Raw genomic sequence first — 26,402 nt, 5'->3', positions numbered from 1 at the left:
GAAGATGACACTCGCCATTCAGTCGCATATTTCACTCAAGCCCCACAACACCTTTGGCATGGCGGTGCAGGCTGCCCACTTCTGTCAACTGGATGACACGGCGCAGTTGCCGGCACTACTGGCCAGCACTGCCTACCAGACCGGCCCGGTGTTGTGGCTGGGCGGTGGCAGCAATCTGCTGCTGACACGAGACTACCCCGGCCTGGTGATCAAGGTGGCGCTACGCGGCATCCGCTTGCTGGAAGAAAGCGCCGACAGCGTGCTGGTGGAAGCCGCAGCCGGCGAAAGCTGGCATGACTTCGTGCGCTACAGCCTGCAACAAGGCTGGTACGGGCTGGAAAACCTCAGCCTGATTCCCGGCACCGTGGGGGCCTGCCCGGTGCAGAACATCGGTGCCTATGGCGTGGAAGTGAAGGATCGCATTGCCCAGGTCGTATGCGCTGACCTGACCGCAAATGGCGCAGCGCTGGAACTGGATAACGCGGCCTGCCGTTTCAGCTATCGCGACAGCGTTTTCAAACACGAGGCCGCTGGCCGGCTGCTGGTGACGGCAGTGCGCTTCCGGCTGTCGCGCCAGCCGCAATTGAAAACCGGCTATGGCGATATCCAGCAGGAGCTGGAAAAACGCGGCATCCAGCAGCCCACGCCGCTGGATGTCAGCGATGTGGTGATGGCCATCCGCGCCAGCAAACTGCCAGACCCGGCCGTACTGGGCAATGCCGGCAGTTTTTTCAAGAACCCGGTGATTGAGCAGGTCCAGGCCGATGCACTGCTGCAGCGCTTCCCTGCCCTGCCGCATTACCCGGCCGGCCCAGGCCGGGTGAAACTGGCGGCAGGCTGGCTGATCGAGCAGGCGGGCCTGAAAGGCTATCGCCAGGGCGATGCCGGTGTGCATGAACGCCAGGCCCTGGTGCTGGTCAACCACGGCCAGGCCAGCGGCAGCCAGATGTGGGCACTGGCCCGCCATGTACAGGATGCGGTGCGCCAGCGCTATGGCGTGGAACTGGAAGCCGAACCACTGGTCTGGTAAAACCCGGCCACGACAAAGCGAACCATCATGCAACAGACACATACACGGCAACACGCACCGGTACTGGTCTTCGATCTGGGTGGTGTGCTGGTGGACTGGAACGGTATCGATCCGCTGATGGCACTGTCGCAGGGCCGCCTCAGCCGCGAGCAGGCCAGGCAATTCTGGCTACACACACCAGAAGTGGCACTATTGGATAGCGGCCGAGCCACACCACGCGAATTCGCCGCACTGATGGCGGACAAGCTGCAACTGGGCATCAGTACCGAGGCCATGCTGCAGGCGCTGGACGACTGGCTGCAAGGGCCATTTGCCGGTGCCCATGAACTGCTGCAGCAGCTGGGCCAGCACTACCGGCTGGCCGTGCTAAGCAATAACAACGCCCTGCACTGGGGCAAGATCGCGCGCGAATTCGATTTGCTGCAGCACTTTGAAGCCTGCTTTGCCTCCCACCTGATCGGCCTGCGCAAGCCGGATGCCGCCGCCTATCACCACGTACAAGAAGCACTGCAGGTAGAAGCAGGACAAATCGTGTTTTTCGATGACAACATCGAATGCGTACAGGCGGCCCAGCAGGCAGGCTGGCAGGCATTTCACACCGTGGGCCTGCCGGCGGTACGACAGGCGGTGCAGGCGCAAGGCCTGCTGGATTAAAACCCACGGACAGAACCCCGCGCACTTTCTTGCTGAGCAACTGCTACTGTCTGCGTCGGCGCGCCTTGGCCCGGATTCTCTGCCAGGTTTTGTCAGCGGTGCCAAGTATCCTTAAAACACCCCGGCCGCACTGACAAACAGCAGCACCACCATGGCCATGCCACCCAGCCAGCACAGCGAACGCAGCGTGGCCTGATCGGCGATATAACACAGGCCATGTCCCAGTCGCAGCAGCAGGTACAGTCCAGCCAGCAGATCCAGCCGGCCAACCGGCACCTTCATCATCCAGGCCAGCAACATGGCTGCGGCATAGCTGGGGAAAGCCTCCCAGGCATTCTGCTGCGCCCAGTTGGCACGCTGGCGCCAGCCACTGGCGGCCGCCAGACCGACACGCGGCTGATGGTTGTCATACGGGATACCCGCCTTGGCCAGCAAGGTCCACAACAGCGGCAACAACGAAACCAGCAAGATACTCCACAGGGCAAAGGGCATGACTGTTTCTCCTGAAAAGGGGTGAAGCGCCGGCCGGCAGCCGGCTCAGATTTCCGGTCCGCGCCCCAGATAGGCCGCATCATCAAAGGTCATGACCCACTGCGGCCGGTAGACGATCAGAATGGCCATCACCAAACCGCTGATGAAAGCCTCGGACCAGGACAGCAAAAAGTAGAAGGGCAGCGCCTCTTCCAGCAGATAGTCCACAGCGTAGCTACCGCTCAAACCCAGCGCCAGCATGCCGGCGGCACCGCTCAGGAACAGGCTGAGCCCGCCAGCCACAAAGGCATTGAGGAAGACATAGACAAATAGCTGTGCCGGCAGGTGTCGCCGTGCCAGCTGCAGCAACAGGCTGCTCAGCGCTACCGGTAGTGCACCTGCCAGCAGCCAGTTCAGCCCCAGCGCCAGCACATCACCATGGCCGCCGGCCACCAGCGCCAGCAACAGCAGCGCCATGGCCAGCAAGGCCAGCCAGGGTCCCATCAACAGGGTAAGCACCGTCGCCCCCAGCAAGTGAAAGGACAGGCCGGGCTTGAGCCCGCCCTTCATCAGCCACAGGCCCAGCAGCAACACCGCCGCGCCCATCCAGGCGTTGCAGGCAGCGGCATCCAGCTGACGCCAGCGCACCCGCGTGGCGGCAAAACCCAGCGCCAGCCCGGCCACAGCCGCCGCCGTCCACAGCAGCCACAAGGGAAACAAGACAGCAGGCAAATCCATGAATACTCCAGCCCGACAAGGTGTTGCGCATGATACCACCGCGACGATAAGCCCCACAGCACCGGCATCGCTGGGTACAATAGCGCTTTTGCCATCAGGGTTCCGACATGAGCAAGCAGCCAGCCCACCACCTTATCGCCCAGCAGGTCAGCATTGCGCTGGCCGAGGATATTGGTCAGGCCGACTGGACCGCCCAGCTGATTGAGCAGTCTGAGGAAGGCTGCGCCACCGTACTGCTGCGCGAAGAGGCCGTGCTGTGCGGCAAGGCGTGGTTTGAAGAGTGCTTCCGTCAGGTTGACGAACGCTGCAGCGTCATCTGGCAGGTCCGCGAAGGCCGCAAGATCGCTGCCGGCAGCGTGCTGTGCGAAATCAGCGGCCCGGCCCGCGCCCTGCTCACGGCCGAGCGCTCTGCGCTCAACTTCCTGCAAACCCTGTCGGCCGTGGCCACCCAGACCCGGCGCTATGTGGATGTGGTGGCCGGCACCCGCGCGCGCATTCTGGACACCCGCAAAACCCTGCCCGGCCTGCGACTGGCGCAGAAATACGCGGTAACCGTCGGCGGTGGCGACAACCAGCGCATCGGTCTGTACGACGGCATCCTGATCAAGGAAAACCACATCATGGCAGCCGGCGGCATCCGCCAGGCGCTGGAGCAGGCTTTCCGCATCATTCCACCCGGCGTCAGCCTGCAGATCGAGGTGGAAAACCTGGACGAGCTGCAACAGGCACTGGATGGCGGTGCCAAACTCGTCCTGCTGGACAATATGTCACTGGACGACATGCGCGCCGCCGTGGCGCTGAGTGCCGGCCGTGCGCTACTGGAGGCCTCCGGCGGCGTGGACATGCACAGCGTGCGTGCCATCGCCGAAACCGGGGTCGACCGCATCTCCATCGGCAAGCTCACCAAGGATATTCAGGCCATCGACCTGTCCATGCGCTTTCAGCACTAAGGCCATAGCGGCCGGCACACCGCCGTGCTCAGCGTAAAAGTGTCCATTTGCGGATTTACGAGGTATACCGGATAGAGCACACCGGAAAGACAGCCGTACAGGCTGCGATCATTTAAACGGGGAAAACCACATCTTGCGCAAGCAACAACAGGCAAAGGGCAAGCGCGCCAAATGGCTGGCGGCGATCTTTCTGGCCAGCACCTTGCTGGTGGTCATTCTCGACCTGGCCGGAACCCGCCGTCAGGGCGAGAGTGAAGCACGCAACCAGGCTGCCGGCTTGTCCGAGCTACTGGAAGAGCGGCTATCGTCCGGCTTGCGCGAAACCAGCCTGATCCTGAAAAGTGCCAGCGACAGCAATCTGGTACAGCTGCTGCTGAACAAGCACATGCTGTCGCAGGAGCAGGAACAGCGCATCGACGTGCAGATGCGCGGCAAGCTGCGCCAGATGCCCTATCTGAAGCAGATCGACATTCTGGATAGCTCCTGCTACGTGCTGTATTCCAGCCAGAAGCACAGCCCGTCCTCCCAGCTGAAAACCGACTACTGCCGCTGGTATCACCGCAATGGCGGCCAGGACAGCAGTTTTACCTCCACCCGCCAGGAACAGGAGCAGGATGGCATCGTGCTGGTACAGAAGCTGCTGAACCAGGATGACGAAGCCATCGGCATGGTAGTGGGCCTGCTGGACAAACATTTCTTCCAGGCCGAAGTGGCCAAGCTGCCGGTAGGTCGTTTCGGTGAAATCCTGGTGCTGGATCAGCGCCAGGTACTGCAAGCCAGCTGGCCGGCGCAGAAGGGCAGGACCGAGCAGGCCCTCAACGAGCTGCAAAGCACCGAAGTACTGGAACGTCACGACAATTATCTGCAGTTTCGTGCCCGCTCCATCCTGGATCAGGAAGTGCGGCTTTATAGCTCGCGCCTGATGGAAGGCTTTCCCTTCCATGTGGTGGTGGGCATTGCCGAACGCGACTTTACCCGCGCCTATAACGACAAGGCCACGGTGGCCATTCTGGCCTGGCTGTTTACCGCTGCCCTGACCATGCTGACCCTGCGCAACCATCTGGCCAGCATCCGCCAGAACCGCTTGCTGTCTGCCAGCGCCGCACGCATCCGCGAAAGCGAAGAGCTGGCCAGGCTCACCCTGGACACCGCACCGGTGGCGCTGCTGCTGGTGGCCACCGACAACCTGCGCATCCTGCGCGCCAATGCACCGGCGCGCGACATGCTGCAGCTGCCAGCCGCTCCCCAGCGTGCGGATGGCCAATCGGCCATGCTGGATCTGCCGCTGCAGCTGGCGCCGGTCTGCGACTGGCTGCGTAGCGGCGAAGTCATTTCCAACCGCGAAGCCGAACTGGAGCGCGCAGACCAGAGCAAGCTGTGGGCCATCGTCTCGGTGGAGCTGATGCCGCAGCAGCAGATCCCGGCCGCACTGATCGCGCTCTACGATATTTCCGAACGCAAGGCTTTGGAAAACGAGCTGGAAGACAAGAACCGCCTGCTGAACGAGATGGCCATCACCGATCCGCTGACGCGCCTGAGCAACCGCCGTCATGCCGACCAGGCCCTCAAGGAAGAATTGCAGCGCTGCGAGCGCTACAGTCAGCCGATGTCGGTAGCCGTGTTCGATATCGACCACTTCAAGCAGTTCAATGACAGTTTTGGCCATCAGGCCGGCGACAATGTGCTGCTGGCCGTGGCTAATGCCGCGGTGGACTGTACCCGTAGCACCGATGTATGTGCCCGTATCGGTGGCGAAGAATTCCTGGTGATTTTCCCCTGCACCCGCTTGCGTGATGCGGAAAAAGTCATGGCGCGCATACAGCAAGTGCTGGCCGGCACGGTATTTCCCTTTACCGACCAGAAAGTCACCTTCAGCGGTGGCATTACCGACTGGCGCCCCAGCGACACGCCATCCGGCATGCTCAGCCGCGCCGACAAATTACTCTATCAGGCCAAGATGGCCGGACGCGACCTGATGCTGAGCGACAGCAACGCCGACTGAGTCAGTCCGCCGTGTCCAGCGCCTGCGACAGCAAGCGCAGCATGGCCGCCGTCGCCCCCCAGATGGTGAACTGCTGCCACTGCATGGCCAGATAATGCCCAGCCACTCCATCGCGCACATAGCTGTGCTTTTCGTACTGCCGGCCATCCAGCGCCAGTTGCAGCGGCAGCTCGAATACCTCGGCCACCTCGCCTGGTTCCAGGCTTAGCTGCAAGGGTGGCTGCACCATCGCCACCACCGGTGTCACCACAAAGCCGGTAATGGTGACGTACTGCGGCAAGACACCCAGCACATCCACCTGTTCGGAAGCCAGCCCGATTTCCTCGCGCGCCTCGCGCAGCGCGGCGGCAATGGCCGAGCTGTCCTCGGCATCCACCTTGCCACCCGGAAAGCTGACCTGGCCGGCATGCGTCGACAAGGACTCGGTACGTCGGGTCAGCAGCACCGTGGGGCCGCTGTCGTGCCAGACCAGCGGTACCAGCACGGCGGCCGGTCGCTGCCCCTCCTGCACGCCGCGCCACGGAATATCACCGGCCTGTCCATCGAAGACAAACCCGGCCAGGCACTGGCGTATCCAGTCCTGGGCTTCATCTCTGTCCGCCGGCCACATGGCTGTCATCCTTTTTTTGATTGCGGCCCTATCTTGGGCAGGGCCAGCTCACTCCAGTGCGCAAACAGACGCACCGCCAGCCCTGCCAGAAACAGCAATTGCAATAACAGGGTATTCACCCAGGTCAGCTGGTCCATCACAAACAGACCACCTGCTACCAGTATGGACACCGTGCCGTAAAAATCCTTGTGCAAGATGAAGGGAATGTCATTCACCATCATATCGCGCACCACGCCGCCCCCGACTGCGGTGATGAAACCCAGCAACACCACGCCAAAAGCGTTCAGGTCATACATCAACCCGACCTGGGCACCGGTAATGCTGAAAGCCACCAGCCCCAGCGAATCGGCAATGATGAACAAGCGCTCCAGCGTGCGGCTCTGTCGCCGGTGCAGGCGCAGCAGCGCCGAAGCCAGCAAGGTGGCGGCAATAATGGCCAGACTGGTGTAATCGAAAAACACCAACGGCACCCTGGCCACCAGCACATCGCGGATGATGCCGCCGCCAATGGCGGTGAGCAAGGCCACCACCACGATGCCCAGCAGGTCCAGTTGCTTGCGTACGCCGATCAGATAACCGGAAAAGGCAAAGGCAACCGTGCCCAGGGCGGAAAACACTTCCATCTGAAAAAAGCGGCTACTGATTTCCATCACAGACCATCATCAACAAAAACGCCAGACCTTGTCAGGCCCGGCGTCGGGTTTTGCTTATGCATTCCGCAGAATGCCGTTCTTGCTGCCGGCTTAGCGGCGCATGGAGTCGAAGAAGGCCAGATTGGACTTGGTGGCCTTGATCTTGTCCTGCAGGAATTCCATCGCCTCGATGTCGTCCATCGGGTACAGCAGCTTGCGCAATACCCAGATGCGCTGCAGCTGGTCTTGCGGCACCAGCAGCTCTTCGCGACGGGTACCGGAACGGTTGATGTTGAGTGCCGGGAAGATGCGCTTTTCCGCCATACGACGATCCAGATGGATTTCGCAGTTGCCGGTACCCTTGAATTCTTCGTAGATCACATCGTCCATGCGGCTGCCGGTATCGATCAGCGCGGTGGCGATAATGGTCAGGCTACCGCCCTCTTCCACATTACGCGCGGCACCGAAGAAACGCTTGGGGCGCTGCAGGGCGTTGGCATCCACACCACCAGTCAGCACCTTGCCGGAGGCCGGTACCACGGTGTTGTAGGCGCGGGCCAGACGGGTCACCGAGTCCAGCAGGATGACCACGTCCTTCTTGTGTTCAACCAGACGCTTGGCTTTTTCGATGACCATTTCAGCAACCTGCACGTGGCGGGTAGCCGGCTCGTCGAAGGTGGAGGATACGACCTCGCCCTTCACCGAGCGCTGCATTTCGGTCACTTCTTCCGGACGCTCGTCAATCAGCAGCACAATCATCACCGCTTCCGGGTGATTGGTGGTGATGGCATGCGCGATGTGCTGCAACATGACCGTCTTGCCGGACTTGGGCGGTGCCACCAGCAAGGCGCGCTGGCCTTTGCCAATGGGGGCAATCAGATCGATGATGCGGCTGGTAATGTTTTCCTCGCTGCGGATGTCGCGCTCGAGCTTGAACTGCTCGGTCGGGAACAGCGGCGTGAGGTTTTCAAACAGGATCTTGTGCTTGGAGTTTTCCGGCGGCTCGCCATTGACCTTGTCCACCTTCACCAGCGCGAAGTAGCGTTCGCCATCCTTGGGGGTGCGGATCTCGCCTTCGATGGAGTCCCCGGTGTGCAGATTGAAGCGGCGAATCTGCGACGGGCTGACATAGATGTCATCCGGGCCAGCCAGATACGAGGTATCGGGGCTGCGCAGGAAACCGAAACCGTCCGGCAGCACTTCCAGGGTGCCCTCGCCGAAGATGCTTTCGCCTTTTTTGGCCTGGTTTTTCAGAAGCGCAAAAATGAGGTCTTGTTTGCGCAGGCGGTTCGCGCCCTCGATCTCGTTGGAAATAGCCATTTCCACGAGCTGGGATACATGAAGGTGTTTGAGATCAGATAAATGCATAGCGGCCGTTGGTCGACTCGTAAAGATTGAGCAGAACGCTGTTTGTGGGGTGTAGATGCGGATACGAAACAGGCGGCTGATGCGCCGCCTGCTTGAAGAATGTTCAGTCGAGAATAGACGCTTTAGATGTGGCTGTCAATGAAGGCGGCCAGCTGGCTCTTGGCCAGTGCGCCCACCTTGGTGGCGGCCACTTGGCCGTCCTTGAAAATCATCAGCGTCGGAATGCCGCGAATGCCGAATTTCGGCGGAGTCAGCTCGTTCTGGTCGATGTTGAGCTTGGCCACTTTCAGGCGACCGGCGTATTCCTTGGCCACTTCGTCCAGGATGGGGGCGATCATCTTGCACGGACCACACCATTCCGCCCAGTAGTCGACCAGTACCGGCACATCGGCCTTCAGGACGTCTTGTTCAAAGGAGTCGTCGGTTACGTGCAGGATAAGATCGCTCATGGCTTCCTCTAGTATTCGGGGTGGTTTGCAGTGTCGTTAGCCGCTGATGTTAACAATTGACTGCCTGCGGGGCAACCGCGGTTTTGCCGCCCTGCCGGCCGGCACAGTGCGGTGATCTGCGGCTATCTATAGACAATGGGAGCGCCAGCGGCGCTTTTCAAGAGTCCGGCAAGGCCGCCGCCAGCAATTGGCGGGTATACGCCTGCTGTGGCGCAGCGAACAGCTGGCCGGCAGCGCCCTGCTCCACCACCCGCCCGGCCTGCAACACCAGCACCTGATGCGCTACCGCGCGGATCACCGCCAGATCATGACTGATGAACAGATAACTGAGGCCGTATTTGCGTTGCAGGCTGCGCAACAACTGCAGCACCTGTTTTTGCAGCGTGGCATCCAGGGCACTGGTTGGTTCGTCCAGCAGCAGCAGCTTGGGCTTGAGAATCAGTGCGCGGGCGATGGCAATGCGCTGGCGCTGGCCACCAGAGAATTCATGTGGATAGCGTTCCATGAATTCATGATGCAGGCCCACTTCGGCCAGGGTGGCCACCACCTGCTGGCGGATTTCGGCGCGGCTGAGCTGCGGCTGGTGCAGCTCCAGCCCTTCGGCCACGATCTGGCCCACGGTCAGCCGTGGCGACAGTGCGGCGAACGGGTCCTGGAATACCACCTGGAAATCCTTGCGCGCCCGGCGCAGGGCTCCACCGCGCAAGCCCTGCAAATCAACTGCATCCAGGCTGATCTCGCCCCGGCACGGCAGCAGGCGCAACAGGGCCAGGCCCAGCGTGGTTTTGCCCGAGCCCGACTCCCCGACAATGCCCAGCGTCTGCCCGGCCGGCACGCTCAGTGACACATCATGCAATACCGTCTGCTCGCGCCGGCGCAGGAGGCCGCGTTTCTGTACATAACTGACGGCCAGATTGCGTGCCAGCAGATGGGGTGGCATGGTGGAGGCGGCTTCCTCGTCCAGTACATCCGGCCGGCTGGCCAGCAATTCGGCGGTATACGGGTGAGAAGGCTGGTGGAACACCTGCGCCACCTTGCCGCTTTCCACCACCAGCCCCCCGCGCATCACCACTACCTTGTCGGCAAAACGCTGCACCAGATTGAGGTCATGGGTAATGAACAGCACGGCCATGCCCAGCTCCTGCTGCAATTCATCCAGCAGTTGCAGGATCTGTGCCTGTACCGTGACATCCAGCGCCGTCGTCGGCTCGTCGGCAATCAGCAAGCGTGGCCGGCAAGCCAGGGCCATGGCGATCATCGCGCGCTGGCGCTGGCCACCAGACAGCTGAAAGGGGTAGCTGTCGATCTTGTCGGCGGCCTCGCTGATGCCGGTGCGCAGCAACAGGCGGATGGCTTCGGCACGGGCCTCGCGTGCCGTCAGCCCCAGATGCAGGGTCAGGGTTTCGCAGATTTGCCGGCCGATGGTGAACAAGGGATTCAGCGCATGCATCGGCTCCTGGAAAATCATGGCGATATCGCGGCCGCGTATCTGGCGCAGGCGCTTTTCGCCCGCCCCCAGCAGCTCTTCGCCGGCCAGGCGGATGGAGCCGCTCAGCCGGACATCAGGATTGAGCTGCAGCAGGGCCTGGGCAGTCACGGTTTTGCCGGAGCCGGACTCGCCTACCAGCGCTACCTTCTCGCCGGCCGCCACGCTGAAGCCCACCGAGGACAGCACTTGCTGACGACCAAAGTGGGCATTCAATGCGGCAACGGTCAACAGGGTTTCCATCTCAGCCTTTCCGGGTATCCATGGCTGCGCGCAGCCCTTCGCCGATGAAAATCAGCAACAGCAGTGTGGTGGTCAGCACGGCGAATGTGGGCAGGGCAATCCACCAGGCATCCAGATTATCCTTGCCCTGCGCTAGCAGCTCGCCCAGGCTGGGCGTACTGGACGGAACCCCCAGACCGAGAAAATCCAGGCTGGTGAGTGCCAGAATCGCCCCACTCACCCGAAACGGCAGAAAGGACAACACCGGCGTCAGGCTGTTGGGCAGCAAATGCCGCCACATGATCTGCAGACTGTTCAGCCCCAGCGAGCGGGCCGCCAGCACATATTCCAGCTGGCGGTTGCGCAGGAACTCGGCGCGCACATAATCAGCCAGCCCCATCCAGCCGAACACCGTCAGCAGCAATAACAGCAGCAGCAGGCTGGGCTTGAACAGCGAGGCCAGGATGATCAGCAGGTAGAGCTCGGGCAGGCTGCCCCAGATTTCCAGCAGCCGCTGCAGAATCAGGTCGAACTTGCCGCCGAAAAAGCCCTGCAAGGCACCAAACAGCACCCCCAACAGCGTGCCGGACACAGTCAGTGCCAGCGCAAACAGTACCGACACCCTAAAGCCGTAGATCAGCCGCGCCAGCACGTCCCGACCGCGATCATCGGTGCCCAGTACATTGTCGACCGATGGTGCCGCCGGATTGGGGCTGTCGGCAAAATAATTGACGGTGTTGTAGCTGTAAGGATTGGGCGCATAGATGGCGAAATTGCCTGGCCGGGCGAACTGGTCCTGGATGAAGGGATCGAGGTAGTCGGTAGCGGTATCAAAGTCGCCACCAAAGGTGGTTTCCTGGTAATCGAACAGCAAAGGGAAATACAGCTGGTCGTGATAGCGCACCACCAGTGGCCGGTCGTTGGACAACAGCTCGGCGCCCAGCGACAGCACAAGCAGCAGCAAGAACAGCCACAGGCTGAAAAAGCCGCGCTTATGCTGGCAAAAGCGCCGCCAGGCACGCTGACCGGGGGTAAGGCTGGGCGCATGGCTCATCGCTCACCTCCATCGAAACTGACGCGCGGGTCGACCAGCACATAGCTCAGATCAGACAGCAGCTTGGCCAGCAAGCCCAGCAAGGTAAACACGTACAGGCTGCCCATCACCACCGGATAATCGCGGCGCATCACCGACTCGTAAGACAGCAGGCCCAGCCCGTCCAGCGAAAACAGGGTTTCAATCAGCAGGCTGCCGGTAAAAAACGCGCCGATAAAGGCGGCCGGAAAGCCGGTAATCAGCGGAATCAGTGCATTGCGGAATACATGGCGGTACAGGATGGTCCGCTCGGACAAGCCTTTGGCGCGAGCGGTATACACATACTGGCGGCGGATTTCCTCCAGGAACACGTTTTTGGTGAGCATGGTCATCACCGCCAGATTACCCACCACCGACGCGGTCACCGGCAGCACGATGTGCCACAGATAATCCAGCACCTTGTCGAGGAGACTGAGGCTGGACCAGTTGTCGCTCACCAGCCCACGCAACGGAAACAGCTGCCAGAAACTGCCGCCACCGAACAGCACCAGCAAGGCCACCCCCAGCACAAAACCGGGAATGGCATAACCGATCAGAATAAGCGTGCTGCTGGCCAGGTCGAACAGGCTGCCGTCACGCACCGCCTTGGCAATGCCCAGTGGAATGCACAGCAGATAGGTGATGAAAAAAGTCCACAGGCCGATGCTCATCGACACCGGCAGCTTGGACAGAATCAACTGGGCCACCGACTGGTGATGGAAAAAACTGTCACCCAGATCAAAGCGGGCAAAGCCGGCCAGCATGTGGCCAAAGCGCTGCAAGGGCGGCTGGTCAAAACCGTAGAGCTTGCGCAATGCCTGCAGCTCCTCTGGCTGCAGGCCACCACGGCTCTGATACGGGTTGCCACTGCTGACCGTCTCGCCGGCCACACCGCTGTGCCCCAGTTGCTGCACCATCTGCTCCACCGGCCCGCCCGGTACCAGCTGGATGATGGCGAAGGTGAGTGCCAGCACACCGATCAGGGTGGGAATCATCAATAACAGGCGTTTCAGGATATAGCGCCACATGATCATTTTTTCTCCCACCAGGTTTCGATGGCCCACGTGGTCGGGCTGTAATACAAAGGCAGCTTGGCGGGCTGGCCAAAGCGGTTCCACCAGGCCATGCGGTAATAAGGCAGATACCAGTTGGGCAACAGGTAATAGCCGGCGCGCAATACCCGGTCCAGCGCCCGGCTGGCGGCCTGCAATTGGCGGCGGTCGGCAAACTGCTGGAAGTTGGGCAGCAAGGCCTCCACCGCCGGATCGCACAGTCCGGCCCAGTTTTGCGAACCGGGGGTCTGCGCCGCCTGACAGCTGTGGAAGTCCAGCTGCTCGTTACCCGGGCTGTTGCTGGCACCGTACACCACCACCGTCATGTCGTAGTCGAAATCATTCAGCCGGCGCTGGTAGATGGCCGGGTCCACCAGGCGCACCGTCAGCGTGATGCCCAGCTTGGCCAGATTCTGCTGCCAGCCGCTGGCCACCCGGTCATACACCTTGGAATAGGTCAGAAACTCGATGCGCAAGGGCCGGCCACGGTGATCGACCAGCAAACCGCCTTCGTAGCGCCAGCCAGCCTCGAACAACAGCTGGCGTGCCTGGCGCAGATTGCGGCGGATGCCATAGCGGCCATCGGTAAACGGCGGCTCCACCGGCTGGCCGAATACCAGCGGGTCCAGCTTGTCCTTGATCGGATTGAGCAGTTTCAACTCGTCCGGCCCCGGCAGACCGCTGGCGGCCAGATCGCTATTGGTGAAAAAGCTGTTGCTGCGCCGGTACTGGCCATAAAACAGATTGCGATTGGCCCATTCAAAATCAAAGGCCAGGCTGATGGCCTGACGCAAGCGCTTGTCGGCAAACTGCTGCCGCCGCAGATTGAACACAAAGCCCTGCATGCCCGCACCGCGCTGGTGCGGCAGGGCTTTCTTGATGATGCGGCCATCGTCAAACTTGGCCCCGGCATAACCGCGCGCCCACTGCTTGGCCATGTTTTCGGCCGATACATCGAACTCACCAGCCTTGAACGCCTCCAGCCGCGCGGTTTCGTCCTGGTAATAGCGGTAGCTAATACGGTCGAAATTAAACATGCCCTTGCGTACCGGCAGCTTGGCTGCCCAGTACTGCGGGTTGCGCTTGAAGCTGATGTTCTTGCCCAGATCGTAACGCTCCAGCACATAGGGGCCGGAACCGACAGGTGGCAGCAGCGCCACATCGGCCAGCGACTTGCCAGCGGCAATCCATTGCCGGGAAAACACCGGCAACTGGCACAGCGTCATGTGCAGTTCGGAATTCTTGCGCTTGAAGTCAAAGCGGACGGTGGCGGCATCCAGCGCAATCGCCTGCTTCACATCGGCCCAGTACAGGCGATATAGCGGCGTGGCGGCCGGGTCACGCGTCAGGGTATTGAAGGAGGCCACCACATCGGCCGCCTGCAGCGGACGGCCATTGGCAAAACGCGCCAGCGGGTTCAGGTGAAAGCGTACCGACAACTTGTCGGCCGCCAGCTGCATGTCGTCGGCCAGCAGGCCATAGCAGCTATAGGGTTCGTCCTCGCTGGACACCCCCAGGGTATCCAGCAGCAGCGCCTGCACGCCATCGGCCTTGTCCCCCTTCAGGGTGAAGGGGTTGAGCGTGTCAAAACTGCCCTGTGCCGGCAATACCAACTGCCCGCCCTTGGGAGCCTGCGGCTCGACATAGTCAAAATGTGTAAAACCGGCGGCGTATTTCGGGGTATAGCCCATGGCCTGAGCCGGAGCAGCCATCCCCCTGGCAGCCCACAGCAGCAGCAAAACCCCTAGCCAATGTTGTTGTTTCATATTGTTGTGACTGCTTACGCATTAATCATGACTAGCTTATCATTGCGGTTTTCCGTTTTGCGGCTAGCGGCAACAGCCTGCCACCCAGCCCGGGCAGAACGGAATAATCATGCATCGTGGACAGGATAGCCTGTTTCCGGCTGGCGGCGGAACGCTCCAGCCCGTGGCGCACGGCCTGTTACCACGATATAAACCTTTTTCCGACCGTCTGCCGGACGCGCGATTCGCGGCCTTGCCGCCGCGTGCACGACGGCTGTCGGACAATCACCACGACAGCGTAGCGCAGGCTTGGGTATAATGCCCCCCTGTTTCTACCAAGAAGGACTCCAAATGGGCTTTCTGCAAGGCAAAAAAATTCTGATTACCGGCATGATCTCCAACCGCTCCATCGCCTATGGCATCGCCCAGGCGTGCCACAAGCAAGGCGCGGAGCTGGCTTTCACCTACGTGGTGGACAAGCTGGAAGACCGTGTACGTGAAATGGCCAAGGATTTCGGCAGCGAGCTGGTTTTCCGCTGCGATGTGCAGAGTGATGATGAAATCAACCAGCTGTTTGTCGATCTGGGCAAACAGTGGGATGGGCTGGACGGCCTGGTGCATGCCATTGCCTTCGCCCCGCGCGAATCGCTGGAAGGCGACTTCCTGGACGCACTGACCCGCGAAGCTTTCCACACCGCGCATGATGTGTCCGCTTACAGCTTCCCGGCGCTGGCCAAGGCTGCACGCCCGATGATGCAAGGCCGCAATGCCGCCCTGCTGACCCTGTCCTATCTGGGTGCCATCCGCGCCATCCCGAACTACAACGTGATGGGTCTGGCCAAGGCCAGCCTGGAATCGTCGGTACGCTTCATGGCCGCCAGCCTCGGCAAGGACAATATCCGTGTCAACGGCCTGTCCGCCGGTCCGATCAAGACCCTGGCTGCCGCCGGCATTTCCGGCTTCTCCAAGCTGCTGTCGATTGCAGCCGGCCAATCCTGTCTGCGCCGCAATGTGACCACCGAGGAAGTGGGCAACACCGCCGCCTTCCTGCTGTCGGACCTGTCCTCCGGCATTACCGGTGAAATCACCTATGTTGATGCTGGCTTCAGCATCAACTCGATGAACGTACCGGACGCCTGAGCCACCTGCGCGGTATGCAGGGAAGTTGCTTGGGCGAAAGCCAAGGCATCATTCCCGACCCATTCAAGCCGCACACCAAAGCGGGGCCATCCTTCCAGCAAGGATGGCCCCGTTTTTTATTTTCGCCTCATTCCCTCTTCTCGCGACAGTTCGCCCTCCCCTGTATCAATGACGATCAGTACAACTACGCATACATGCCATTCCGCATTGTCCATCTGTTAGGAACACTTGCGCGGTACGCCTGAACAGCGGGAAGTCGTCGTGAGTTGGGTCTTGCAAAGTTGTAGCGGTACTGGCGCAGCCTGGTTGCGCTGCTGACATGGCGGCCACGGGGCGCTTTCCTTTAGCGGAAGCTGCCCGTTTTGCTATATGAGTCCGGCGGCTTCAACCAAATGGTGGATGGTGTCAGCAGCACTGCTCTCGCACACTGATCGGGCCTTTACCCCATCAGGAGAACAACATGAGCAGCCAACCCGTATTCATTCCCGTCGGCGATCTGGCCGATGGTTTTGCCCCGGATAGCCACATTCTTCCCTTCAGTACTTCCCTGCAAGGGCGGCAGTTTGTCTTGCACTTTGCCGATGGCAGCAGCGCCAGCCTGCAGGTGGGTGAGCAGGATTGCCAGCTGGAAACCATCAGCAAGGGCAGCGCCGAGAGCTTTGTCGGCCAGGGCGCTTACCGCGCCAGCAGCCTGCGTCCCGGCATCGTGCTGCTGGATTTCATTCCGCGCCAGCAACATGGCCATTCGCTCAGTCTGGTGCTGGATCTGGAACGCACTGTGTTTACCGCCGTGGCCGGACAACTGCCCCAAGCCGAGGAGGTGGCGCAATCGGCCTTCAGTCGCGTCAATCAGGGTCAGGAGCTGACCGCAGTACGCTGCCAGTTTGCCCATGGCAGCCTCAATCAGCCGGTTACGGCCAGCACCACTCTGCACCACGTCAGCGACGAACTGATCGGCCTGCGCAACCAGTACCGCTACAGCCCCACCGAGTGTTACGAGCATATCTATCTGAACAGCCATTTTTATACCTGGCAGTGTTTACAAGGGGTGGAACAGGGGCTGGCCGATGTGGACCGCTGCCATTACTTCAAGCTGGACAGCGAGCTCTACCTGTTTGTCTGGCGCGAGAAAATTATCCCCACGCTGGGTGTGGTGCTGATCGACCTGCAGCAACTGAAAACCGACGGCAAGATTTTCGGCTATCAGGGCAATGACTTCACTACCATTTCCAACTTCCCGGTCGGTGCAAAAACGCAGATTCTCAATCGTACCCGCCACCCGCTACACGACTGAGGAGCTGCCATGCTCAAGCTCGACTTTGCCAGCAAGGTGGTGCTGGTGACCGGCGGCGCGCAAGGCATAGGCGCGGCCATCTGCCAGCTGTTTGCCCAGCATGCGGCCATGGTGGTGGTGGCGGACTTGCAGGGAGAACTGGCTCAGGCCACGGCCGCAGCCTTGCGGGCGCAAGGCCTGCAGGCCAGTGCCTGCCAATGCGATCTGGCCGAGCCAGAGCAGGCCGCCGCACTGGTAGGCCGTGTGCTGGAACAACAGGGCCGGCTGGATGTGCTGATCCACAATGCCGCTTATTTCCCGCTGACGGCGTTTGCCGATATCAGCCCGGCACTTCTGCAACGCACGCTGGCGGTCAACCTGCAGGCGCTGTTCTGGCTGAGTCAGGCCGCACAGCCAGCCATGCGTCACCAGGGTGGCGGGCGCATCATTGCCACCTCATCGGTGACCGGCCCGCGGGTTGCCTATCCGGGGCTGGCGCATTACGCCGCCTCCAAGGCCGGGGTTAACGGCTTTATCCGCGCCGCCGCACTGGAACTGGCGGCTGATCACATTACCGTCAACGGGGTGGAGCCCGGGATGATACGCACACCAGCCATGGACAATCTGGGCGATGCCGGCCTGAATGCGGCCATTGCCGGCAGCATTCCGCTGGGCCGGCTGGGGGAACCGATGGATATCGCGGCGGCGATGCTGTTTCTGGCCTCCGATGCTGCGGCTTATATCACCGGACAGACCATCGTGGTGGATGGTGGAGCCACCCTGCCGGAGAGTAGCGCCGCCATGCATTGATCAGGAATGGCTCAGCTAATTAAGAGCAGTTAACAAAATAGCCTAGTGTCCCTGAGGCAAGGCGGGCCGATGCAGCAGGGGTTTTGTTCGCAGCGCGCAACAAGATCGCCACCCGGCGGTCTTGTTGCTTACATGGCGTCAGAGCTGGCCATACGCCAGCGTCGGCACATCGACAATGCTGGAGCCGCCATCAGCCACAATGGCCGCGCCGGTGATGATGCTGGCCTGTTCCGACAGCAAAAAGCGGCACACCGCGGCGATTTCCTCCGGTGCGGCAGCGCGGCGCAAGGGCACGTCTGCCGTCACCCGGGCATACGCCTGCTGCAGGCTGTCACCGTAGTGTTGCATCAACGGCTGCATTTCCTCGTCGGCCATCGGCGTAGTCACCCAGCCGGGGCAGACCGCATTCACTCTCACCCCTTGCGGGCCATAGTCGCGTGCCAGCGAACGGGTGAGTCCGATCAGGGCATGCTTGGCCGTGGTGTAGCCACAGACTTCCGGGCCGGCGGCGAGCGAGGCAATCGATGCCAGCAACACCACGGCCCCCCGGCTGTCGATCAGGGCTGGCAGACAAGCGCGCGTGCTGACAAAGGCCGAATCCAGATTGGCACGCATGGCAGCCTGCCATGCTGCATCGTCGGTCGCCAGCGCACTGCCCATGCCCAGACCACCGGCGCAGCACAGCAGGCCGTCAATCCGCCCGTAGCGCTGCATGATCTGTGCCAGCATCGCTTGCCAATCGGCGCTGCTGGCGGCATCGCCCACCAGTGCCAGCGCACCGCAATCCTGTGCCACCGCCTGCAATGGCGCGGCGCGGCGGCCTATCAGTACCAACGCGTGGCCATCGGCGGCCAGCAGCCGGGCGCAGGCGGCCCCAATGCCGCTGCCGGCTCCGGTAATGACGATGGTTCTGGCCTGTTCGCTCATGTCTTGCTCCTGTTGGTGGATGATGGCCCAGTCTAGGCTGCAGAGCGGCAGCGCCCCATCAATCAAATGGTGGAGAACACATGGGCAAACAGCAGCGAACTTGGGTTGCAGGAAACTGAATGTTAAGATGTTAAAAACATTGCTTATCCTGTGCCCCATGCCCAAACAGAATCCCCAGCACCAGCACCGCCTGCCCCAACACTTGCTGCGCGCCCGCGAAGCGGTGATGGCTTATTTCCGCCCTCTGCTCAACAGCGTGGGCCTGACCGAACAGCAATGGCGCATCTTGCGCTTGCTGGATGATCGCGGCGAAATGGAAGCCGGCATGATTGCCGACCTGGCCTGCATCCTGTCGCCCAGCCTGACCGGCATTCTGGTGCGCATGGAAAAAGCCGGACTGGTGCTGCGCAGCCGCGACAAGGTGGACAGCCGCCGGCTGATCGTGTCCTTGTCCAAGGAAGGACGCCGCCTCACCCGCCAGGTGGCCCCGCTGTCCACCGCCTGCTACGAACAGATCGAAGCCCATTTCGGCGAGGAAAAACTGGAGCTGCTGATCGGCCTGCTCAGCGAGCTGGAACAGCTGCCTGCTCCCCAGCCCGGTGTGCTGCTGAGCAGCATGACAGAGGAAGCTTAAGGCTTGGCCAGCCCAGGCGCGTGGGATACGGTGCGAAAACCGATATGGCTGCTGCCCAGGCTCAGCTCCTGTGCATGGCGGGCGCTGGGCCGGTAACGCTGGCAATACAGCGGCGAGCACAGGAAGGAACCACCCTTGATGGTGCCAAGCTTGCTGCCGAGCGCCTGCAATGACAGGGCATCCTCCAGATTCAACGCTGGCTGTGCCACAGCGCTGGCCAGCGACGTACTCCAGTCATCTGCAGTCCATTCCCACACATTGCCAATCAGGTCGAACAGGCCATAGCCATTGGCCGCAAAACAGCCCACCGGTGCGGTAGCGGCAAAGCCATCCTCAGTATTGTTCTTGAAGGGAAAAGGCCCCTGCCAGGTATTGGCCATCTGCCGCCCCTGTCGCTGTAGGCTATCCCCCCAGGGAAAACGGCTGTCGACGCCACCACGCGCGGCATATTCGAACTCAGCCTCGGTCGGCAGGCTGCGCCCGGCCCAGCGGGCATAGGCCATGGCATCTTCACGAGCAATATGCACCACCGGGTGGTTCTCCCGCCCGCGCCAGCTGCTGCCCGGCCCTTCCGGCTGCCGCCAGTTGGCACCGGGGACAAAGTGCCACCAGTTGACCTGGTCCGGAGCCAGCCGGGTGGGCATGATGAACACCATGGAGCCGGGCTGGCGCAGCCTGGCCGGCACAGCTGGATAATGCCGGACATCCAGCCCGCGCTCGGCCAGGGTGCGATAGCCAGTGGCGCGCACAAAGCGGGCAAACTGGGCATTGCTCACTTCGTGTCTATCCATCCAGAAGCCTGCGACGGCGACCTCGCGCGCAGGCGCTTCTTCGGGATAGGCATCATCCGCCCCCATGATGAAACGTCCGCCCGGCAGCCAGCGTTGTGCAGTGGCCGCCGTGTCTGGCACGCCGCCATAGCGCCGACAGGCAGCAGCACTGCCCAGCAGCGGCGCGGCGGCCGCCGCCAGACTCACCCACAGCAAGCCGCCGGCCATCAAACCGCGCCGCATGTCATTCGCCTCCTGTCAGCGGATAACCGGTATCACGCGTGCCGGGGCGCACATTATTGCGCTGCACATACTGCGCCCATTCCGTCAGCAGTTCGTCCAGCTTGGCGGCATGGCGGCTAGCAACATCATGCTGTTCGCCCGGGTCTTGCTGCAGGTCGTATAGTGCCCAGCGCCCCTGGCTGCGGTTCTGGTAGTGGTAGACGATTTTCCAGCGGCCCTTGCGCAAGGCTTGCCGTCCCATCAGCTCCATGCCCCACACATAATCGGGATTGTGCACGGCAGCACGGCCTTGCAGATAAGGCAGCATCGACATCCCTTGCACAGGCAGCACCGTCTGTCCCTGCCACAGCAGGCCGGGATGGTGGGCACCCGCCAGCTCGAGCAGGGTGGGCATCACATCCATGGCGGTCAGCAGCTGCGTGCTGCGACCCGCCCGGATAGCAGAGGGATAGCGGATGAACGAAGCCGAGCGCACCCCGCCCTCATTGGTAAAAGCCTTGAAATAGCGGAAAGGCTGGGCGCTGACCTGGCCCCAGGCCGGCCCCTGAAAGGCAAAGGAATCAGGGCGGCCGATATTCTCCAGCCGGTTGTCGAAGTTGGCGGGTATCCAGCTTTTGTTACCCCCATCTGCCGCCCAGTCATTGCCTTCCGGCCCGTTGTCGGACAGAAAGAGAATGACGGTATTGTCAAACTGGCCGCGCTGCTTCAGATGCGCCACCAGCCGGCCCACTTCGGCATCCAGCGCACTGAGCATGGCGGCATAGGCTTCCATGTCGCGGGCAGAACGGGCCTGCTCGGCCGGGCTGAGGCTGGCCCAGGGTCGGACACCGGGCGGCATGGGCACGGGCTTAACCTGCTTGCCGATCAGCCCCAGCCGCTGCATGCGGGCAATGCGCTGGCGGGAAACTTCCTCGTAACCGGCCGCATAGCGGCCACGATATTGCTGCAGAAAGCGGTCGGGAGCCTGCAAGGGCAGATGCGGCGCGGTATAGGCCAGATAGGCAAAGAAGGGCTGGCCGTCGGCGGGCTGCGTGTCCAGGTAGCTGATCAGCTTGTCGGTAAAAAAAGTGCTGGAGTAGAAATTGGCTGGCAAGGAGACAATGCGGCCGTCCTCCCGATAAGTCGGAGCCGGCGTGCCTGCCATGATCTGCTGTGGAGCTGACTGATTGAAATGTGCTGCACCACCATTCATCAGCGCAAAAGAGCGTTCGAAGCCACGGCTCTCCGGCCGTTGGCCATCGGCCATGCCCAGATGCCACTTGCCACTCATATAAGTGTGATAACCGGCCTCGCGCAGCAGCTGCGGCAGGGCCACCACCCGGCTGGCCAGATAGCCTTCGTAGCCAGCCTGCCCCACCTGATGCGGGGTCAGCGTGGGCGTCATCATCTCGGCCATATTGCCGACACCAGCCAGATGATTGTCCATGCCGGACAGCAGCATGGCGCGGGTGGGTGAACAGGTGGGTGCCACCAGCATGCTGGACAACAGCCGGCCTTCGCGCAGCAAGGCATCCAGATTGGGGGTGTCGATTTCACCGCCCATCGCCCCCAGATCGGAATAGCCCATATCGTCCACCACCAGCAGCACGATATTGGGCCGTGGCACTGGCTGGGCTGCCTGCACCGCCGTGGTCAGCCACAGGCTGCCCAGCCAGAGAAGCGTGCTGCCAAGTGTAAATCTGCTCTGCCGCATGTCCATCCTCCCGGACGGACTACCCTGGCAGCCGCCCTCAGTCTTGTTTCAGGGGAGGGCCATCTTGCGCCAAAAGCAGGCGGCGCAATGCTGCCATACTGGCCAGCACGGCCAGTTTCTGGGTAGTGATCAGACGGATATAGCGGCGAAATGGCGGAAACCTGCCGACAACTTCGCTGGCAGCGAAAGGCTCGATTTCCACCCGCCAGCCTGCGGCATCGCCCAGCAGCTCGCAGCGTTTGAAATCCAACGGCATCAGCGCGGTGTGCAAGTCGGCATCCTGCTCCAGCTGCTGCCGCAATGCCGCCAGTTCGCTGGCATCACCACGCAGCAGATGGCAGGCAATGCCGCTGCGCCGCCAGCTGCCACGGTGGCGGAAGGCCAGCCGGCAAGGCTGTGCCGGTCCCGCAAGAGCCAGCTGCAGGCTGAAGCGACAGCTGACGGTATGCAGCAGCAGCTGGCTGTCCACCACTTCGCTCACCAGCACGCTCCAGTGGCTGCCCGGAAGAGCATAGCGACGCTGGCCATCCTCTTCTCCCAGGTAGTCCAGACCGCTCAGCTCACGCTCCAGCCGCGCCAGGGTCACCCCCGGCCGGTAGCCCTTGGGCAGCCTGGGGCGCAAGGCGAAATCAAGCGCTCGTTGCCACACGCTTCAGCTCCTCGTCGATCAGCGAGGCATGGCCACCCACCTTGCTAAACTCGGCAGCGAGAATGTCCTCCAGCGCCACGGCCCGGAAGGGGTTGACCCTCTGTACGCACACGGTCCACACCAGCGCATACAGCGCAGTCAGGCCCAGCATGATGCCGAAGGGCAGATAGATATCACGCGGATGCATGCCGGGCGGGGTGATGTACCAGATGGCAAGCAGAATACCTACCGAGGACACGATCTGCGGCAGCGGAAACCACGGTGAGCGGTAGGCGCGCGGAAAATCAGGCCGGGTAAAACGCAAGCGTGCCACCGCCAGATTGACCAGCAGATAAGCCACACCCCAGGCGCACACGGCAGCCAGCACCAGCGGCATGATGCGGTCCAGATCGCCCTGGATGAACCAGGCATGGCTACAGGGAATGATGACCGCCACCAGAATGCCCAGCAGCGGGGTCTTGAACCGCGGGTGTAGATAGGTGAAGGCTTTGGGCAGTGCGCCATCAATGGCCATGCCGTACAGGATGCGCGGCAAGGCGGCAATCAGGGTGTTGATGGTGGCTGCGCCGGCAAACAACAGGCCGATGCCCAGCCAGATCTTGCCAAACGGCCCCATCACCTGATCGGCAAAGGCCGGAATCGCCATCGGGGTATCCAGTAGATGCGGCCCTGCCGGGTTTTTCGGGTCCATTGCCACATTGGCCACCTGATGCACCATGGCCGCGCCATAAATGGCCATGGTCACGGCCACGCCGGTCAGGCCCAGCCGGGCAGCGCGCGGAATATTGCGGCCGGCATTTTTCAGCTCGGGGGCCAGTGGCGTCACCAGCTCGAAGCCGACAAACATGAACATGGCCATGCCGATCAGGCTGAGCACGCCGCTGGGGTCAGACAGATCCAGCGGATTGCCAAACCAGCCCTGCAGCGAGACGGCCGGTGCCTTGAGCAGGCCGATGACGCCGAATACCGTCAGCGTCGCCCACATCACGAAGGTGAGGATGATTTCGGCCTTGCCAAAAATGGTGATGCCCAGCGCATTGAGCAGGCCAAACAGAATGACCAGCCCCACCCCCACCATCCAGGACGTGCCGCTGTGCTCCATCATGGTGTTCAGGTGCTCGAAATTCACCAGCGCCATGATGCCGGACAGGATGGTTTCGGCAGTACCGGCAAACACATGCACCAGCAGATAGGCGGAAATGGTACCGGTAATGGCCCAGAAGCGCCCCAGACCACCGGAAATGTAATCGTAGACTGCGCCCGAGGTGGGCAGCATGGATGCGGCCTCGGCAAAGGTGGTGGCCTGAGCCTGCATCATGATGAAGGCAATCAGCATGGCCAGGGCAAAGGTGCTGCCGGCCATGCCAAAACCGCTGGTAACGGTAAGGATGACCGGGCTGGCCATCACCACGCCGACCGAACTGGCCAGCGCCACCGGAAAGCCAACCACCCCTTGCTGCAGGTGCTGGCTGAGTTTCTTCTCTATCGACATCTGGTTTCTCCTCCTGAAGATACGCTAACCATGGCAAAGTCAGCACGGCAGCGGGCTGCTGGCCCGTCTGTGGCGCACCGCGACTTTCTTTCCCATGCTGAAGCCGGAAATCCTTGTTGTTATGGATGACTTCCGGCGAAGTCCTGGCTGGCTGCGCCCGGCGCTGCCGCTTGCTGCTGTGCAAACAGTGCGCAGGCCAGTTCGGTACGATTGGATACGGCAAACTTGCGAAACAGGTGCAGCAAATGGGTCTTGACCGTGGCCAGACCGATATCCAGCTCACGGGCCATGCTTTTGTTGCAGGCCCCGGCGCACACCAGCCGGGCAATCTCGGCCTCGCGCCCGGTTAGTGACACCTGTGCATGGGCCTCACGGCCTGACTGCAAGCATGGCTCCAACGCCATATCCAGCAAGCCATAGACCCGCTGCAACAACTGCAACTCCTCGGCAGCAAAACCATGCATGTGGCCCTGCCGCAGCAGCGAAAACCCGGCGACCACCCGCCCGCCACGACGCAGCAGGATCTCCACCACGTCCACCACCCGGCTGCTGGTCAGAAACGGGCCGTAGCGGGATACCGGCTGCAAGGGTGCAGCCAGCACCTCGCCCAGCGCGACCACATTGCGTGGCTGTACGGCGAGCCGCGCCGGATGCAAGGGGTCGTACTGCATATAACGGCTGACATAGCGCTGATGCACGGTATCCGGCATGCTGCGCAGCACGAAGTCATGTGGCTGCTGCTGCCGGTTTACCCGATAAAAGGCACAGGCGCTCAAGGGCAGCAAATCCTGCAGCACGTCCAGACTGCGTTGCAACTGCTTTTCCGCTGGTGCGGAGGCGACAAGAATGTGCATGACAAGGCCCCATCAGCAGGCAGAGGGCGCACCGGCAAGCGCGCCGCTCTGCCATCAGGCAACTCAGGCTGCGTCGAAACCGGCAGCCAGCGCCGACACGATGGCATCGCACTCGGCCTGGCCAATCACCAGCGGCGGCGACAGGATGATCTTGGTGCCCACCGGGCGTACCAGCACACCAGCCTCGCGGGCGATCTCGGCCACCTTGCCGGCATAGCCGCCCATCGGGTCGATGGGTTCGCGGGTTTTCTTGTCCTGCACCAGATCCAGCGCAATCATCAGGCCCTTGCCACGCACTTCGCCCACGGCGGCATATTTGTCGGCAAACGGTTTGAGCTTGTTCAGCAAGTATTCGCCCTGCGCTGCCGCCTTGGCCGGCAGGTTTTCCTCACGCACGATCTTGAGGTTGGCAATGGCTGCGGCGCAGGCCACCGGATGACCGGCATAGGTGTAGCCATGCATGATGACGCCGCCAAAGTCCTGGTTTTGGGCAAAGGCATCGGCTACGCGCTGGTTGACCACGGTTGCCCCCAGCGGCACGTAACCGGAAGAAATACCCTTGGCCAGACACATGATGTCGGGCTTCACGCCCCACAGCCGGCTACCGAACATGGAGCCGGAGCGGCCAAAGCCGGTGACGATTTCATCGGCAATCAGCAGCACGCCGTACTTGTCGCACACCGCACGGATCAGCGGCCAGTAGCTGGCCGGCGGCACGATGACGCCACCAGCCCCCTGAATGGGCTCGGCAATAAAGGCGGCCACGGTATCCGGGCTCTGGAACTGGATTTCGCGTTCCAGCATCTGCGCACACATCTGCGCCAGCTCTTCCGGGTCTTCAGTGAAGGGGTTGCGGTACAGCCACGGGGTTTCCACATGGAAGCAGCCCGGCAGCAAGGGTTCGTAGTTGCGACGGAACACGGTATTGCCATTAACCGAAGCACCACCAAAATGCACACCGTGGTAACCCTGCTTGAGCGAAATGAATTTGGTGCGGTCCGGCTGACCACAAACACGCCAGTACTGGCGGGCCAGCTTGAGTGCGGTTTCCACCGCATCCGACCCACCGGAGCTGAAGCTGACGCGCGCCATGTCTTCCTGTTTCAGCATGTCGATGATGGTGGCGGACAGTTCTTCGGCACGCGGATGCGAGATGCCGTCAAACAGCTGGAAATACTCCAGTTCGTCCAGCTGCGCGACTATGGCCTGTTTGATTTCGGGGCGGTTGTGGCCGACATTGACGTTCCACAGCCCGGCTACGCCATCCACCAGCTTGCGGCCCTGATCGTCGAATACATGACAGCCTTCGCCACGCACGATGCGGATGGGCTCGCGCTGCTGCATTTCATTGGGGTGCAGCATGGGGTGCCAGAAACGGGACTTGTCGTAAGACATGGTGTTGCTCCTTTGAAGACAGTTTGTGGCCAGTCGGGGCC

General features: G+C 61.7%; 25 protein-coding genes. 8 read left to right on the top strand and 17 right to left on the bottom strand.

Annotated features, from left to right (window positions below):
• Positions 1-4 precede the first annotated feature (4 nt).
• Positions 5-1,030: a UDP-N-acetylmuramate dehydrogenase gene (gene murB, locus FAZ30_RS11080; RefSeq protein ID WP_137009418.1), complete on the top strand. Its 1,026-nt coding sequence runs from the start codon at positions 5-7 to the stop codon at positions 1,028-1,030.
• A gap of 27 nt (positions 1,031-1,057) precedes the next feature.
• Positions 1,058-1,684 carry an HAD family hydrolase gene (locus FAZ30_RS11075; RefSeq protein WP_137009417.1) on the top strand — a complete coding sequence of 209 codons (627 nt, stop codon included), beginning with the start codon at positions 1,058-1,060 and terminating at the stop codon, positions 1,682-1,684.
• A gap of 111 nt (positions 1,685-1,795) precedes the next feature.
• Here FAZ30_RS11075 and FAZ30_RS11070 read toward each other — a convergent pair whose 3' ends face one another.
• Both FAZ30_RS11070 and FAZ30_RS11065 read right to left on the bottom strand, forming a co-directional pair.
• Positions 1,796-2,176, bottom strand: coding sequence for an MAPEG family protein (locus FAZ30_RS11070; RefSeq protein ID WP_124643541.1), 381 nt, complete (start codon positions 2,174-2,176; stop codon positions 1,796-1,798).
• Between the two features lie 45 nt (positions 2,177-2,221).
• Positions 2,222-2,893, bottom strand: a complete 672-nt coding sequence (locus FAZ30_RS11065; protein WP_137009416.1) for an energy-coupling factor ABC transporter permease — start codon at positions 2,891-2,893, stop codon at positions 2,222-2,224.
• A 107-nt stretch (positions 2,894-3,000) separates the two neighbouring features.
• Between FAZ30_RS11065 and nadC the strand changes: the two genes are divergently transcribed.
• Positions 3,001-3,843, top strand: coding sequence for a carboxylating nicotinate-nucleotide diphosphorylase (gene nadC, locus FAZ30_RS11060; protein ID WP_124643543.1), 843 nt, complete (start codon positions 3,001-3,003; stop codon positions 3,841-3,843).
• 133 nt (positions 3,844-3,976) lie between these two features.
• A complete protein-coding gene (locus tag FAZ30_RS11055; protein ID WP_137009415.1) occupies positions 3,977-5,845 on the top strand; it encodes a sensor domain-containing diguanylate cyclase in 1,869 nt (622 codons plus the stop codon).
• Position 5,846: 1 nt separating this feature from the next.
• On the opposite strand, the gene FAZ30_RS11050 is transcribed toward FAZ30_RS11055, so the two are convergent.
• The 8 genes from FAZ30_RS11050 to FAZ30_RS11015 all read right to left on the bottom strand — a co-directional run bounded on the left by FAZ30_RS11050 (position 5,847) and on the right by FAZ30_RS11015 (position 14,502).
• The gene (locus tag FAZ30_RS11050) at positions 5,847-6,455 is read right to left on the bottom strand and encodes a CoA pyrophosphatase (protein WP_124643545.1); all 609 of its coding nucleotides are present in this window, start codon (positions 6,453-6,455) and stop codon (positions 5,847-5,849) included.
• A gap of 5 nt (positions 6,456-6,460) precedes the next feature.
• Positions 6,461-7,105: a trimeric intracellular cation channel family protein gene (locus tag FAZ30_RS11045; RefSeq protein ID WP_233578429.1), complete on the bottom strand. Its 645-nt coding sequence runs from the start codon at positions 7,103-7,105 to the stop codon at positions 6,461-6,463.
• 93 nt (positions 7,106-7,198) lie between these two features.
• On the bottom strand, positions 7,199-8,455 hold the full coding sequence (rho, locus tag FAZ30_RS11040) for a transcription termination factor Rho (RefSeq protein ID WP_103522856.1): 1,257 nt from the start codon (positions 8,453-8,455) through the stop codon (positions 7,199-7,201).
• A 122-nt stretch (positions 8,456-8,577) separates the two neighbouring features.
• Positions 8,578-8,904 carry a thioredoxin TrxA gene (trxA, locus tag FAZ30_RS11035; RefSeq protein WP_045847065.1) on the bottom strand — a complete coding sequence of 109 codons (327 nt, stop codon included), beginning with the start codon at positions 8,902-8,904 and terminating at the stop codon, positions 8,578-8,580.
• A 157-nt stretch (positions 8,905-9,061) separates the two neighbouring features.
• Complete coding sequence (locus tag FAZ30_RS11030) at positions 9,062-10,633, bottom strand: ABC transporter ATP-binding protein (protein ID WP_137009414.1); 1,572 nt, start codon at positions 10,631-10,633, stop codon at positions 9,062-9,064.
• A 1-nt stretch (position 10,634) separates the two neighbouring features.
• Positions 10,635-11,666, bottom strand: coding sequence for an ABC transporter permease (locus FAZ30_RS11025; protein ID WP_124643547.1), 1,032 nt, complete (start codon positions 11,664-11,666; stop codon positions 10,635-10,637).
• A complete protein-coding gene (locus tag FAZ30_RS11020) occupies positions 11,663-12,712 on the bottom strand; it encodes a microcin C ABC transporter permease YejB (RefSeq protein ID WP_137009413.1) in 1,050 nt (349 codons plus the stop codon). Before FAZ30_RS11020 ends, FAZ30_RS11025 begins: the two co-directional genes overlap by 4 nt.
• Positions 12,713-12,714: 2 nt before the next feature.
• Positions 12,715-14,502: an extracellular solute-binding protein gene (locus FAZ30_RS11015; RefSeq protein WP_137009412.1), complete on the bottom strand. Its 1,788-nt coding sequence runs from the start codon at positions 14,500-14,502 to the stop codon at positions 12,715-12,717.
• 330 nt (positions 14,503-14,832) lie between these two features.
• Between FAZ30_RS11015 and fabI the strand changes: the two genes are divergently transcribed.
• From fabI to FAZ30_RS11000, 3 genes are all read left to right on the top strand, one after another.
• Positions 14,833-15,621 carry an enoyl-ACP reductase FabI gene (gene fabI, locus FAZ30_RS11010; RefSeq protein ID WP_103522851.1) on the top strand — a complete coding sequence of 263 codons (789 nt, stop codon included), beginning with the start codon at positions 14,833-14,835 and terminating at the stop codon, positions 15,619-15,621.
• 460 nt (positions 15,622-16,081) lie between these two features.
• Positions 16,082-16,915, top strand: coding sequence for a MoaF C-terminal domain-containing protein (locus tag FAZ30_RS11005; RefSeq protein ID WP_137009411.1), 834 nt, complete (start codon positions 16,082-16,084; stop codon positions 16,913-16,915).
• Positions 16,916-16,924: 9 nt separating this feature from the next.
• Complete coding sequence (locus tag FAZ30_RS11000) at positions 16,925-17,704, top strand: SDR family oxidoreductase (RefSeq protein WP_137009410.1); 780 nt, start codon at positions 16,925-16,927, stop codon at positions 17,702-17,704.
• 138 nt (positions 17,705-17,842) lie between these two features.
• On the opposite strand, the gene FAZ30_RS10995 is transcribed toward FAZ30_RS11000, so the two are convergent.
• A complete protein-coding gene (locus FAZ30_RS10995; protein ID WP_137009409.1) occupies positions 17,843-18,631 on the bottom strand; it encodes an SDR family NAD(P)-dependent oxidoreductase in 789 nt (262 codons plus the stop codon).
• A 157-nt stretch (positions 18,632-18,788) separates the two neighbouring features.
• Between FAZ30_RS10995 and hpaR the strand changes: the two genes are divergently transcribed.
• The gene (hpaR, locus tag FAZ30_RS10990) at positions 18,789-19,265 is read left to right on the top strand and encodes a homoprotocatechuate degradation operon regulator HpaR (protein WP_124643586.1); all 477 of its coding nucleotides are present in this window, start codon (positions 18,789-18,791) and stop codon (positions 19,263-19,265) included.
• On the opposite strand, the gene FAZ30_RS10985 is transcribed toward hpaR, so the two are convergent.
• From FAZ30_RS10985 to FAZ30_RS10960, 6 genes are all read right to left on the bottom strand, one after another.
• Complete coding sequence (locus tag FAZ30_RS10985; protein ID WP_137009408.1) at positions 19,262-20,278, bottom strand: formylglycine-generating enzyme family protein; 1,017 nt, start codon at positions 20,276-20,278, stop codon at positions 19,262-19,264. The two genes, hpaR and FAZ30_RS10985, sit on opposite strands and share 4 nt — an antisense overlap.
• Position 20,279: 1 nt before the next feature.
• Complete coding sequence (locus tag FAZ30_RS10980; protein ID WP_137009407.1) at positions 20,280-21,971, bottom strand: arylsulfatase; 1,692 nt, start codon at positions 21,969-21,971, stop codon at positions 20,280-20,282.
• A 37-nt stretch (positions 21,972-22,008) separates the two neighbouring features.
• Positions 22,009-22,620, bottom strand: coding sequence for a DUF3156 family protein (locus tag FAZ30_RS10975; protein WP_137009406.1), 612 nt, complete (start codon positions 22,618-22,620; stop codon positions 22,009-22,011).
• Positions 22,601-24,112: an APC family permease gene (locus tag FAZ30_RS10970; RefSeq protein WP_137009405.1), complete on the bottom strand. Its 1,512-nt coding sequence runs from the start codon at positions 24,110-24,112 to the stop codon at positions 22,601-22,603. Before FAZ30_RS10970 ends, FAZ30_RS10975 begins: the two co-directional genes overlap by 20 nt.
• A 119-nt stretch (positions 24,113-24,231) precedes the next feature.
• Positions 24,232-24,966 (bottom strand): helix-turn-helix transcriptional regulator, encoded by a 735-nt coding sequence (locus FAZ30_RS10965; RefSeq protein WP_137009404.1) that lies wholly within the window; start codon positions 24,964-24,966, stop codon positions 24,232-24,234.
• Between the two features lie 63 nt (positions 24,967-25,029).
• Entirely contained in the window at positions 25,030-26,361 is a 1,332-nt protein-coding gene (locus FAZ30_RS10960; protein ID WP_137009403.1) for an aspartate aminotransferase family protein, read from the bottom strand.
• Positions 26,362-26,402 lie beyond the last annotated feature (41 nt).

This window comes from Aquitalea aquatilis (assembly GCF_005155025.1).
Taxonomy (GTDB): Bacteria; Pseudomonadota; Gammaproteobacteria; order Burkholderiales; family Chromobacteriaceae; genus Aquitalea; species Aquitalea aquatilis.
Note: the sequence above shows the minus strand (reverse complement) of the source record. Positions and strands in the feature narration are given on the sequence as shown.